The 11,138-nt window shown below is 71.1% G+C and carries 11 protein-coding genes; 5 read left to right on the top strand and 6 right to left on the bottom strand.

From position 1 onward, the window contains the following. The first annotated feature begins 168 nt into the window (after positions 1–168). Positions 169–1,653 carry an MFS transporter gene (locus tag ACH4YP_RS09755; RefSeq protein WP_398490156.1) on the top strand — a complete coding sequence of 495 codons (1,485 nt, stop codon included), beginning with the start codon at positions 169–171 and terminating at the stop codon, positions 1,651–1,653. 85 nt (positions 1,654–1,738) lie between these two features. Further along, positions 1,739–2,539, top strand: a complete 801-nt coding sequence (locus ACH4YP_RS09750; protein WP_398490155.1) for a TetR/AcrR family transcriptional regulator — start codon at positions 1,739–1,741, stop codon at positions 2,537–2,539. Positions 2,540–2,571: 32 nt separating this feature from the next. Here the strand turns inward: ACH4YP_RS09750 and ACH4YP_RS09745 are convergent, their stop codons facing one another. Beyond that, on the bottom strand, positions 2,572–3,042 hold the full coding sequence (locus ACH4YP_RS09745) for a PPOX class F420-dependent oxidoreductase (protein ID WP_143643410.1): 471 nt from the start codon (positions 3,040–3,042) through the stop codon (positions 2,572–2,574). Between the two features lie 107 nt (positions 3,043–3,149). Next, the gene (locus ACH4YP_RS09740) at positions 3,150–3,494 is read right to left on the bottom strand and encodes an STAS domain-containing protein (RefSeq protein WP_361072269.1); all 345 of its coding nucleotides are present in this window, start codon (positions 3,492–3,494) and stop codon (positions 3,150–3,152) included. A 241-nt stretch (positions 3,495–3,735) separates the two neighbouring features. Here ACH4YP_RS09740 and ACH4YP_RS09735 point away from each other — a divergent pair, with 241 nt between their 5' ends. Both ACH4YP_RS09735 and ACH4YP_RS09730 read left to right on the top strand, forming a co-directional pair. Further along, entirely contained in the window at positions 3,736–4,461 is a 726-nt protein-coding gene (locus ACH4YP_RS09735; protein ID WP_398490154.1) for a GAF and ANTAR domain-containing protein, read from the top strand. A gap of 28 nt (positions 4,462–4,489) precedes the next feature. Then, the gene (locus ACH4YP_RS09730; RefSeq protein WP_398490153.1) at positions 4,490–5,305 is read left to right on the top strand and encodes a GAF and ANTAR domain-containing protein; all 816 of its coding nucleotides are present in this window, start codon (positions 4,490–4,492) and stop codon (positions 5,303–5,305) included. Here the strand turns inward: ACH4YP_RS09730 and ACH4YP_RS09725 are convergent. The 3 genes from ACH4YP_RS09725 to ACH4YP_RS09715 form a co-directional block, all read right to left on the bottom strand. Continuing rightward, entirely contained in the window at positions 5,291–6,115 is an 825-nt protein-coding gene (locus ACH4YP_RS09725; RefSeq protein WP_398490152.1) for a YceI family protein, read from the bottom strand. The two genes, ACH4YP_RS09730 and ACH4YP_RS09725, sit on opposite strands and share 15 nt — an antisense overlap. Positions 6,116–6,207: 92 nt before the next feature. Continuing rightward, positions 6,208–8,796, bottom strand: a complete 2,589-nt coding sequence (locus tag ACH4YP_RS09720) for an MFS transporter (RefSeq protein WP_398490151.1) — start codon at positions 8,794–8,796, stop codon at positions 6,208–6,210. A gap of 23 nt (positions 8,797–8,819) precedes the next feature. After that, positions 8,820–9,350 (bottom strand): MarR family transcriptional regulator, encoded by a 531-nt coding sequence (locus ACH4YP_RS09715; protein WP_361072283.1) that lies wholly within the window; start codon positions 9,348–9,350, stop codon positions 8,820–8,822. 686 nt (positions 9,351–10,036) lie between these two features. On the opposite strand from ACH4YP_RS09715, the gene ACH4YP_RS09710 reads away from it, so the two are divergent. Then, positions 10,037–10,228: a hypothetical protein gene (locus ACH4YP_RS09710; protein ID WP_361053033.1), complete on the top strand. Its 192-nt coding sequence runs from the start codon at positions 10,037–10,039 to the stop codon at positions 10,226–10,228. Between the two features lie 55 nt (positions 10,229–10,283). Here the strand turns inward: ACH4YP_RS09710 and ACH4YP_RS09705 are convergent, their stop codons facing one another. Next, positions 10,284–11,069: a hypothetical protein gene (locus tag ACH4YP_RS09705; RefSeq protein ID WP_398490150.1), complete on the bottom strand. Its 786-nt coding sequence runs from the start codon at positions 11,067–11,069 to the stop codon at positions 10,284–10,286. Between the last annotated feature and the right edge of the window lie 69 nt (positions 11,070–11,138).

Here is an 11,138-nt window from a genome sequence, read left to right as displayed (position 1 = left end):
CAACTTCTCACCCCCGCCCGCGCGGCGGGGTGGGGGGGGGGCGCGCCGGGGGGGGGGGGGGGGGGGGGGGCCGGGGGGGGGGGGGGGCCCCCCCCCAACCCCCCCCCCCCCCCACCCCTCTCTTTTTTGTGTTGTACAGCGTATGGGAGTTGTTCTACGGTGTATGGCATGTCAATCTCGCAAGGCCAAGCCCACCCCCGGCGCTGGCTGATCCTCGGTGTCATCTCCGTCGCCCAGCTCACCGTGCTGCTCGACAACACCGTGCTGAACGTCGCGATCCCCTCCCTCACCGAGGAGCTGGACGCCGGCACCGCGGACATCCAGTGGATGATCAACGCGTACTCGCTCGTGCAGTCGGGCCTGCTGCTCACCGCGGGCAGCGCGGCCGACCGCTACGGCCGCAAGAAGATGCTGGTCTGCGGACTCGTCCTGTTCGGCATCGGCTCGCTGGCCGCCGGACTCGCCGACTCCACCGGGCAGTTGATCGCCGCCCGCGCGGGCATGGGCGTCGGCGGCGCGCTCCTGGTCACCACCACGCTCGCCGTCGTGATGCAGATCTTCACGACGGAGGAGCAGCCGAAGGCGATCGCCATCTGGAGCGCGGTCGCCGCGCTCGGCTTCGCGACCGGTCCGCTGCTCGGCGGCTTCATGCTCGACCACTTCTGGTGGGGCGCGATCTTCCTGATCAACCTGCCGGTGGTGGCGCTGGCACTCTTCGCGGTGATCTCCCTCGTGCCCGAGTCCAAGAACCGGCGCGGCGACCGCCCCGACCTCCTGGGTGCCCTGCTCTCCACGATCGGCATGGCCTCCCTGGTGTACGCGATCATCTCGGGCCCCGAGCGCGGCTGGACCTCCGGCCGGGTGCTCGTCCCGGCGGCCGCCGCGGTGGTGGTCCTCGCCCTCTTCGCGTACTGGGAGAGCCGGATCCCGTATCCGATGCTGGACCTGCACTTCTTCCGGGACCAGCGGTTCACGGGCGCGGTCTCCGGTGCCGTACTGATCGCCTTCGGCATGGGCGGCTCGCTGTTCCTGCTGACCCAGCACCTCCAGTTCGTCCTGGGGTACGGGCCGTTGGAGGCGGGGCTGCGCACGGCGCCGCTCGCGCTGACCATCGTGGCCCTCAACTTCACCGGTCTGTCGGCCAGGTGGACGGCGAAGCTGGGCAATCCGGTGTCGATCGCGCTCGGCATGACGCTGATGTCGGGCGGCCTGGTGTCGATCGCGACCCTCGCGGCGAGCGGGTACGCCGGCACGCTGCTCGGGCTGGTGCTCATCGGCGCGGGCTCCGCGGTCGCCGGGCCCGCCATGGCGCACGCCATCATGAGCGCGATCCCGCGGGAGAAGGCCGGAGTGGGCGCGGGCGTCAACGGCACGCTCAACGAGTTCGGCCTCGGGCTCGGAGTGGCGGTGCTCGGCGCAGTCCTCAACGCCCGCTTCGCCGCGCTGATCCCGGTCGAGGCGTCCTCCCTCCCGGCGGCGCTGGCCTCCGCGGGGTCGACGGCCGAGCGCGCGCGGATCACGGACGCGTTCGCCTCGGGTCTGGAGACCAGTCAGCTGGTGGGCGCGGCGGCGGTCTTCCTCGGCGGAGTGCTGGCCGCGGCGTTGCTCCGGAGGGCCGAACGGGCAGACTCCGCGGTGACGATTGCGGCATAGGACCCGCTTAGCATCAGGGAGGGGACGGACCTCGGTGATCCCGGCCGGGGTGCCCCCTCCCCAAGAGTTCCGAGGAAGGTGCGCCATGGTGAGGGCAGCCGACCGGGCCGAGCGTCCGGCGCGGACCAGCGTCTGGTTGGAGGGCAAGGCCCCGCGGGGCGGCGGTGCCCGGGGCGGGCAGCCGTCGTCGCTCGACCGGGACCGGATCACCGAGGTCACGGTACGGCTGCTCGACGCGGAGGGACTGGCCAAGTTCTCCATGCGCCGACTGGCCGCCGAGCTGAACGTGACCGCGATGTCCGTCTACTGGTACGTGGACACCAAGGACGATCTTCTCGAACTCGCCCTCGACGCGGTGTTCGGCGAACTGGAGCTGCCGGACCCGGAGTCGGGCGAGGACTGGCGGGACCAGCTCCGGGCGCTGGCCGTCGGGTACCGGGCGCTGCTCGTCCGGCATCCCTGGGTGTCGCCGCTCGTGGGAACGTTCCTCAATATCGGGCCCAGGTCGGTCGCCTTCTCGCGCACCGTGCAACAGGTGATCCGCAGGACCGGGCTGCCCACGCACCGGCTGACCGGGGCCATCTCCGCCGTCTTCCAGTTCGTGTACGGCTTCGGCACGATCGAGGGGCATCTCACGCAGCGGTCCGCCGACGCGGGGCTGAGCCCGGACGAGTACTTCCAGCAGTCCCTGAGCACGCTTCGGCAGGCTCCTGAACTCGACGACGTTCTCCAGGAGTCCAAGGAGATCATGCGGGCTCGTGGGGGCAACACGGTCGAGGAGATGTACGAGCGGGACTTTCACTTCGCGCTCGATCTGGTGATCACGGGGATCGAGTCGGTGGTGCGGGGGGAGGAGCCGCACATTGGTGCAGCCCCGCGCCCCTGAAAGTGTGCGGCGACCCCTGCCCGAAAAGGGGTCTACTCCTGCGGAGCAAGCCTCGCCGGGAAGCCGCCCGTTGCCACCGGGCCCCACTTCTCGGGGGTGATCCTGATGATGGACTTGGCCTGCTTGAGCATGGCCTCTCGGTACTCGTCCCAGTCGGGGTGCTCGCCCGCGATGTTGCGGTAGTACTCGACGAGGGGCTCGACGGAGTCGGGGGAGTCGATCACCTCGGCCGTGCCGTCGATCTGGACCCAGGGGCCGTTCCACTCGTCGCTCAGGACGATGAGGCTGACGCGGTCGTCGCGCTTGGCGTTGCGGGTCTTGGCGCGCTCCGGGTAGGTCGAGACGACGATCCGGCCCGAGTCGTCCACTCCGCAGGTCAGCGGGGAACCCTGGGGACCGCCGTCCGACCTGCGCGTCAGCAGGATGGCGCGGTGGCGGGGGCGTACGAAGTCCAGCAGGTCGTCGAGGGAGACGGACGTGTTCGTCGCGATGTTCGATGCCATGCCCCCAGCCTAGGACTCGCCAGGCACAGGACTCGGTCCGGGACTCGGCCAGGACTCGGTCCGGGACTCGGCCAGGACTCGGTCCGGGACTCGGTCCAGGACTTGGCCTACGACTCGATCGCCTCCGTGAGGTTGTCGTACACCGGTACGTCCCGGCGCATTCCCGTCAGCTCCAGGACACGGCTCGCCATCCCGTTCGGCCGTGCCGCCACGCGCAGTTGGGCGGGCCGGGGCAGCCGCCCGCGGACGCCGGCGACCACCCGGACGCCCTGGGAGTCCATGAAGCGCGTACGGGTGAGGTCCAGGACCAGCAGCCGCAGCCGGTCCCTCCTGGCGTCCACGACGTCCAGGGCGCCGACGAGGACGACGTCGGCGTTGCTCAGGTCGATCTCCGAGGGAAACCCGAGCAGGGTGCATTCCGGCAGGTCGTAAGGGTTCGGGAAGAAGGTCATCGCACTCACCTGGCAGACGTCTCTCCGGATTCCGATGAGGCCGCTTCCTGACCCGCACGCCCATTCCACCACGCGTGCGGGCGAGATCGGAAGCACGTACGAAGAGCCGCGCCCTCACCCCAACAGAGCAGCTAAAGTGGCTCTTCGTCCTGTGCTCGCAGTCGGGAATGTGCTGCGGAGCTCTCCTGCGCACAGCCGCCGGGGTCTGTCGTCCATCCGACGACGGGATCCGGGGCCGTGCATGCCGAAGAGGTTCGTGGTGGCTGCGTCTGAGTTTTCCGAATTGCCCCGTTTTCCTGGGGGTCTTGAGCTGGCCGAGACACTGACGGTCGCGGCTCAACAGCTGCACGAGACGTCCGGTCCCCGCAGCACCCTGCGCACCGCCGTCCGGCTCGCCGTGCACATCCTCCCCGGCGCCGAGCACGCCGGTATCTCCGTCATCGAGCGCAAGGCCCACCGCCAGACCCTCGCCTGGACCGACGACATCGTCCGCTCCGCCGAAGCCCTGGCCTCGGGCGGGGACCACCGGCACTGGACCCGGCTGTGGACCTCCCCGGTCGCCCGTATCGAGGACAGCGCGTCCGGCGACGACGACGGCGAACCCGCCCTCTCCGACCTCGGACTGCGCTCGGTGCTCTCGCTCCGGCTGCGCGCCGAACGCCAGCGGCTCACCGTCCTCACGGCGTACGCGACCAAGCCGCGGGCCTTCGACGACTCGGCCACCCGGATCGGCCGGCTGTTCACCGCGCACGTCAGCATCGCGTTCGACTCGGCGACCGCCCGCGAACAGCTCACCGAGGCCATGCGCACCCGGGACCTGATCGGCCAGGCCACCGGCATCCTCATGGAACGCCTCGACATCGACGCGGCGGAGGCCTTCGACAGCCTCGTACGGACCTCCCAGCGGGAGAACGTCAAGCTCCGTGACCTGGCCAGACGGATCGTCGACGCCAGGAGCGGCGACTGACCGGGCACCGACGGGATACCCGTGCCCCATGAGACTCCCAGCCGATCCCGCCGATCCCGCCGATCGCGACCATCACGACGAGCGGCGGCCGCGTGTCACCGCCCCGGAGTCCGCGACGCTGCACCAGGCGCTGGCCGGCAGCGGCGGTCTGGACACGCTGCTGCGCGATCTCACGGACCGTGCGGTGCACGCCGTGGCGGGCGCCGAGGCGTGCAGCATCACCGTGCGCCGCGACGGGCGCCTGCTCACGGTGGCGGGCACCGGCGGCCTGCCCAGCGGGCTCGACCAGCGGCAGTACGAGAACGGCGACGGGCCCTGCGTCCGGGCGGCGGACTCGGACGCGGAGCAGCACGCGCCCGACCTGGCCGAGGAGGACCGCTGGCCCACGTACGCCGCGTACGCGCTCTCCAAGGGAGTCCGTTCGGTGCTGGCCGTGCCGCTCGCGGTCGACGGTGAGACCGATGCCGCCCTCAACCTCTACGCCACGACGGAGGGCGCCTTCCACGGGAGCCGCCACGCGGCCAGGGACTTCGCGGCGAACGCCTCGGACGCCGTCAACGCCGCCCTGCGCATCGAGCGCGAGCGGGCGTCCGCGGGGGACGTCCGCACGGCGCTGCTCTCGCGCAGCGTGATCGACCAGGCGATCGGCATCCTCATGGCCCGGGAGCGCTGCACCGCGCAGACGGCACTCGACGCCCTGCGCCGCGTCTCCCAGGACTCGAACATCAAACTCCGCGACCTGTGCGGCGACTTGGTGGCCCGCACGACGGCCGAGTCGACGAACAAGTCGACGAACAAGTCGACGAACGGGGCGTCGGACCGCCGGGCGTCACAGCGACGGTAGCGTCCCGCCCTGCACCGCCTGGATGTCCAGCTCCACCTTCAGCGTCGTGCCGATCGCCGCGATGCCCGCCTGGAGCACCTGGTTGTAGTTCATCGCGAAGTCCTCGCGGCGCAGTTCGGTGGTGGCGCGGAAGGCCGCGCGCGTGCCGCCCCAGGGGTCGGCGCCCGTGCCCAGGTAGGCCAGGTCCAGGTCGACCGGCCGCATGACCCCGTGCATGGTCAGTTCGCCGTGGACCGTCCAGCGGTCGGTGCCGGTGGCCGGGGTCAGGCCCGTCGAGACGTACGTGATCTCCGGGTGGCGCTCGACGTCCAGGAAGTCCGGGGACTTCAGGTGGCCGTCGCGCATGGCGTTGCCCGTGTCGATGGAGGCCGCCGAAATCACCGCCTCCACCCGGGACTTGGCCACCTCGTCCGGTGCGATGTCGATCGAGCCCGCGAACTCCGTGAACCGCCCGTGCACGCTGGAGATGCCCAGGTGCTGGGCGACGGCGCCCACGGAGGAGTGGGCCGGGTCGACGGTCCAGGGGCCGGGCGGCGGCAGTTCGGTGCCGCCCTGCCGGGCAAGGGTGACGGTGCCGACAGCGGCTCGGCCGCTCGCCGTCACGATCGCGCTGGACGCGGCGGGCGCGTACCCGACGGCCGTGACGATCACGGTGTACGCCCCGGGCGCGAGCTCCGTCGCATCCCGTACGCCGCCCTCCTCGTCCGCCTCGGCGCGCACCACCTGCGTGCCCGTCCCGTCGATCACCGTGACGACCGCGTGCGACACGGCCCAGCCGTCCCGCGTACGGATCCGCGCGGTCAGTCCCATGGCAAGCAACCTCTCGTGATGAAACCGGCCCGTGGGGCGTGTCTCCGCTTACGAGCACGCACCACGGGCCGGGGTGATCAACTGGTTCTCAACTACTCGCCGGGGTGGGCGAGTTCGATGTCGTGGCCGTCCACGCCGCCGCCGTTCACGGTCAGCGCCGTGGCCACCGGCGGGTAGCCGGTCGCGATGACCGTGTACTCGCCGCTGTCCAGGTCGGCGAAGGCGTACGCCCCGTCGGCCCCGGTGGTGGAGCTGCCGACCACGTTGCCCGCCGCGTCGACGAGCGTGACCCGGGCGTCGCCCAGCGGTCCGCCGGGTGCCCGCACGACGCCCTGGAGCTGCGCGCCAGCGGTGAGCGCGACCTCGATCCGGGTGACCCCGGTGCCGCCGACCTCGACGGGCAGGGCCCGCGGCCGGTGCCCGGCGGCGTTCACCGCGACGGTCACGGCGCCCGGCACCAGCTCGGCGAAGGCGAACTCGCCCTGTTCACCGGTGGTCCCGGTGGCCAGCACGTCCCCGCGCACATCGGTCACGATGACCATCGCGCCCACGACCGGCTTCCCGCCCTCGGCGGCCTTCACCGTGCCGGACAGCCCGCTCGTCCCGCTCAGCAGGATGTCGTACGCGAGCGGCTCACCGTTCACGACGATCGTCGAGGCCTGCGGCTGGAACCCGTCCGCGGAGGCGATCAGCACGTACGAACCCGTGCCGGGCGCGTCCACCGCGTAGGCGCCGTCGCCCTGCGCGACCGAGCGGCCCAGCTGACGGCCCGCGAGGGAGATCAGCGTGACGGCGGCCCGGGGGACGGGCGCGCTCTCGGCACCGCGGACGTAGCCGCGCACCGCGACCCCGCCCGAGCCGTTGCCGGAGGCGGCGCCCGGTCCGGTCGCCATGGTGGCGACGGCCGCGAGCCGCTGGGTGCCCGCGGGTCCGGCCTCGGCGCCGGAGCCGGTTCCGTTGCCGGTTCCGGCGCCGGTGTCCGCGACGGCCCAGCTCGGGACGCGCTCGTCGGCCTCGGCGGTGACGGTCGCGGCCGGGACGGCCTCCGCGACGGCCGTGACGTCCGGCTGCGCCTCGGCGGCCTGCGCCAGCGCACCCGACGTACGCAGCGGAACCTCCTTGATGAACAGCGTGACGAGGAAGGCGATCAGCGCCAGCGCGCCCGCGATCATGAAGACGTCCGCGATGCCGTGCCCGTACGCGCTCTCCATGACCGTGCGCAGCGGCGCGGGCAGCGCGTCCATGTCCGGGATGCTGCTGTTGTGCGAATCGCCCGCGGCGGCCGCGTACTTGGGGTCGATCCCGGTCAGACCGTCCTTGACGTAGTCCGTGATCCGGTTGGCCATCACCGCGCCCAGCGCGGAGACGCCGATCGCGCCGCCGAGGGAGCGGAAGAAGGTCACCGTGGAGCTGGCCGAGCCGAGGTCCTCCGGCGACACCTGGTTCTGCGTGGACAGCACCAGGTTCTGCATCATCATGCCGATGCCGAGACCCAGCAGCGCCATGAAGACGGCCACGCGCCAGTAGTCCGTGTCGTACCGGATGGTGCCCAGCAGACCGAGCCCCGCGGTGATCAGGACACCGCCGCTGACCAGCCAGACCTTCCACTTGCCCGTCTTGGTGATGATCTGCCCGGAGACGGTGGAGGAGATGAACAGGCCACCGATCATCGGGATCGTCATGACACCCGACATGGTCGGGGACTTGTCCCGCGCCAGCTGGAAGTACTGGCTGAAGAAGACCGTGCCGGAGAACATCGCGACACCCACGAAGAGCGAGGCGAGGGAGGAGAGGGTGATGGTCCGGTTGCGGAAGAGCCGCAGCGGGATGATGGGTTCCTCGGCCTTCGACTCCACGAGCACGAACAGCAGACCCAGGGCGACGGCACCGCCGACCATGGCGTACGTCTGCCACGACACCCACTCGTACTTGTCACCCGCGAAGGTGACCCAGAGCAGCAGCACCGAGACCGCGGCGGAGATGAGGAACGCACCGCCCCAGTCGACCTTCACGTCCCGCTTCACCACGGGCAGGTGCAGGGTCTTCTGCAGCACGATCAGCGCGATGACCGCGAACGGCACACCGACGTAGAAGCACCAGCGCCAGCCGAGCCAGCTGGTGTCGGTGATGACACCGCCGAGCAGCGGGCCGCCGACGGTCGCGACCGCGAACGTGGCGCCGAGGTAGCCGGAGTACCGGCCGCGCTCGCGCGGGGAGATCATCGCCGCCATCACGATCTGCGCGAGGGCCGACAGACCGCCCACGCCGATGCCCTGCACCACGCGGCAGGCGATCAGCATGCCGGTGTTCTGCGACAGGCCCGCGGCGGCCGATCCCAGGACGTAGATGACGAGGGCTATCTGGACGAGCGCCTTCTTGCTGTACAGGTCGGCGAGCTTGCCCCACAGGGGCGTCGCGGCGGTCATCGACAGCAGAGCGGCGGTGACGACCCAGGTGTAGGCGGACTGGCCGCCGCCCAGGTCGCCGATGATCTCGGGCAGGGCGTTGGTGACGATCGTCGACGACAGGATCGCGACGAACATGCCGAGCAGCAGTCCGGAGAGGGCCTCCATGATCTGCCGGTGCGTCATCGGGGCGCCGTCGGCGACTCCTCCGGCACCTCCGGCGCCTCCGTGCTTGGCGTGTGAGCCCCGCACACCGGCTGGTGTGGTCGTTGCCATGGGCTTCCTTTTCTTGTGATGCGTCATGCGGGTGTACGGGTTGTCTGCTCGACGAGGGGTGTTGGTGGGGGTGGGGGTGGTGGCGCGGGCGGTACCGGGGGTACGGCGAGTGCGGCCGGTACGGGCCTGCAGTCGCCGAAGCTGGTGCGTAGGCGGTCGAGCATGGTGTTGAGCTGGTCGACCTCGTCCTCCGACCAGTCCGCCAGGTAGTGGACGAGCGCGTTCATGTAGCGCTCGGAGAGCTCGGCGAGCATGTCGCGGCCGGCGGGGGTGAGCCGCAGGATGCGTGAGCGTTTGTCGGCGGGGTCGGGGGAACGGTCGATCCAGCCGCGTTCCGCCACGTGTGCCACGTGCCGGCTCGTCACCGACATGTCGATGGCGAGCAGCTCCGCGAGGCGGCTCATCCGCATCTCGCCGTGCCGGTCGAGCAGGGTGAGCACGGCGGCGGAGCCTGCGGGGCACTCGTGCGGGAGGACTCGGCCGAGGCCGCGCTTCACAGCACCGATGGCGCTGAGTTGCCGGGCCAGCTCCTCGTACTGACGTCGAGCAGCCATCTCGCACCTCCCTGGTTTGTTGCTTCAGGCAACCATAAGAACTGTTGGTTGCTGCAGGCAAATGAAAATGGGGGTGGGGGGCTTAAAACCTTGGCAAAGGCAAGCGCTGGTGAACGTAAATTTGCAGGTGGGGGTTCGTCTGTGGGTGTGGGTGTGGGTGCGGTGGTGTTGTGGCTGGGTCGGGTGAAGGATTGCGCAGTTCCCCGCGCCCCTGGGTGGTTGGGGTTGCGGTTCGTCTGTGGGGTGCGGGGCCGTGGCGGGACGTGTGTCCGCAGCCGGTGACGTAAGGCGCGGTTGCCGCACGGTGACCGCTTGCTGGTGTCCTCGTACGCTGCGGCCCCACATCCCGCCACGTCCCCGCCGGCCCGCTGCACCATCCGCCGCGCCCCGTAAGGGGCGCGGGGAACTGCGCGGCCAACACAGACCGACCCGCACACTGCGAACCGGCCTTGGGCTTTTTAGGGGCGCGGGGAACTGCGCGAGCAACACAGACCAACCCGCACGTTGCGAACCGGCCTTGGCCACCGGTCTTCAGGGGCGCGGGGAACTGCGCGGGCAACACAGGTCGGCGGCCACGTGACAACTGGGGGGCGTGGCCCGGAAGGCCGGCCCGGGCCGGATTCCTGGTCGGCCCAGAGGGCACCCGGGTGGACGTTCACCCGAGCCGCCACCTAGAGTCCAGGCCCATGGCAAACACCCAGGGCCCCGAGGGCAACAACGACCCCGCGGGTAGCACCCAGATGTTCCGAGCGTTCGTCGACGACCCGCAGAGCACCCGCCAGCAGGTGGCCCCCGCGGGCCCCCGCATCGGCGTGATCGTCGGCGTGATCGTGGCCGTCGCGGTCGTGGCCGTCGTCGCCTGGCTCGCGCTCAAGTAGGCCTCACGCAGGTCTTCACGTAGGCCGGGGCACCGCAAGGTGCCCCCGCCTGCTCCTACTCGAACCGGACGGACACGTCCCGCGTCTCGACGTGCATGCCCAGCGGCACACGCCACGCGTCGACGCACACCGTCCAGGTCTTCTCTTCCCGCGCGCCCGGAGCGATCGGCGCGGGAAGCTTCTCGGCCGACTCGACGGTCGCCCAGTCGATCCCGAGCGCCCCGATGATGTGCGTCCCGAGAGTCACCGTGCCCGAACGCACCGCGGTGCCCCCGGTGTTGTGGAAACCGACGGTGACCTTCTCGCACCAGCGCTTGTCGGCGGGCTCCCGCTCGGGGTCACCGATGTCGAGCACGGCGGGCCCGGGCTTCGCGGGGCTTGCGGGACTCCCGGGGTCGCCGCCCGGTGTGCCGGTGCCGGTGTCAGGGCCGGAACTCCCGCTCGCGGCACCGGAGTCGGATCCGGAACCCGAGTCGCCCACGCCCGTCGACGGAGTCGTACGACCACCGCCGTCGGACCCCGACGCGGAGCCCGGCCCGGGCCCGGCCGAGCCGCCACCGCCCGCGCTCCCGCTTCCCGGACTGCCCGGAGCCCCCGAACTGCCGTCATCCGTCGCCCCTTCGGGCGCCGAAGCGCCCTCCAGCGGCACCAACTCCACGTCCCCGGTGGGTGCCACCGCCTCGCCGGAGGACGCGGGGCGCTGCACGGCGACGTAACCCTCGCTGCCGCCGCCGGTTCCGCAGGCGGCGAGGACCGTCCCCAGGCAGACGACAGCCGCCGAGGCACCCCCAAGGGCACCTCGGCGACCACGAATCGACTTCTGACCCATCCGTCGGCGCATCGCGCCAGTGTGGCTGACGGGTCGTCAATTATGAACCCTCGGTAGGGATCCCGGTCGGAGATCCCCGGT

This window comes from Streptomyces sp. NPDC020747 (assembly GCF_044334695.1).
GTDB lineage: Bacteria > Actinomycetota > Actinomycetes > Streptomycetales > Streptomycetaceae > Streptomyces.
Note: the sequence above shows the minus strand (reverse complement) of the source record. Positions and strands in the feature narration are given on the sequence as shown.

Coding starts and splice junctions, on each gene's coding strand:
- ACH4YP_RS09735 (WP_398490154.1), top strand. CDS start 3,736: ATGCCGAAGAGGTTCGTGGTGGCTGCGTCTGAGTTTTCCGAATTGCCC.
- ACH4YP_RS09705 (WP_398490150.1), bottom strand. CDS start 11,069: ATGCGCCGACGGATGGGTCAGAAGTCGATTCGTGGTCGCCGAGGTGCC.
- ACH4YP_RS09730 (WP_398490153.1), top strand. CDS start 4,490: ATGAGACTCCCAGCCGATCCCGCCGATCCCGCCGATCGCGACCATCAC.
- ACH4YP_RS09740 (WP_361072269.1), bottom strand. CDS start 3,494: ATGACCTTCTTCCCGAACCCTTACGACCTGCCGGAATGCACCCTGCTC.
- ACH4YP_RS09715 (WP_361072283.1), bottom strand. CDS start 9,350: ATGGCTGCTCGACGTCAGTACGAGGAGCTGGCCCGGCAACTCAGCGCC.
- ACH4YP_RS09745 (WP_143643410.1), bottom strand. CDS start 3,042: ATGGCATCGAACATCGCGACGAACACGTCCGTCTCCCTCGACGACCTG.
- ACH4YP_RS09720 (WP_398490151.1), bottom strand. CDS start 8,796: ATGGCAACGACCACACCAGCCGGTGTGCGGGGCTCACACGCCAAGCAC.
- ACH4YP_RS09725 (WP_398490152.1), bottom strand. CDS start 6,115: ATGGGACTGACCGCGCGGATCCGTACGCGGGACGGCTGGGCCGTGTCG.
- ACH4YP_RS09755 (WP_398490156.1), top strand. CDS start 169: ATGTCAATCTCGCAAGGCCAAGCCCACCCCCGGCGCTGGCTGATCCTC.
- ACH4YP_RS09710 (WP_361053033.1), top strand. CDS start 10,037: ATGGCAAACACCCAGGGCCCCGAGGGCAACAACGACCCCGCGGGTAGC.
- ACH4YP_RS09750 (WP_398490155.1), top strand. CDS start 1,739: ATGGTGAGGGCAGCCGACCGGGCCGAGCGTCCGGCGCGGACCAGCGTC.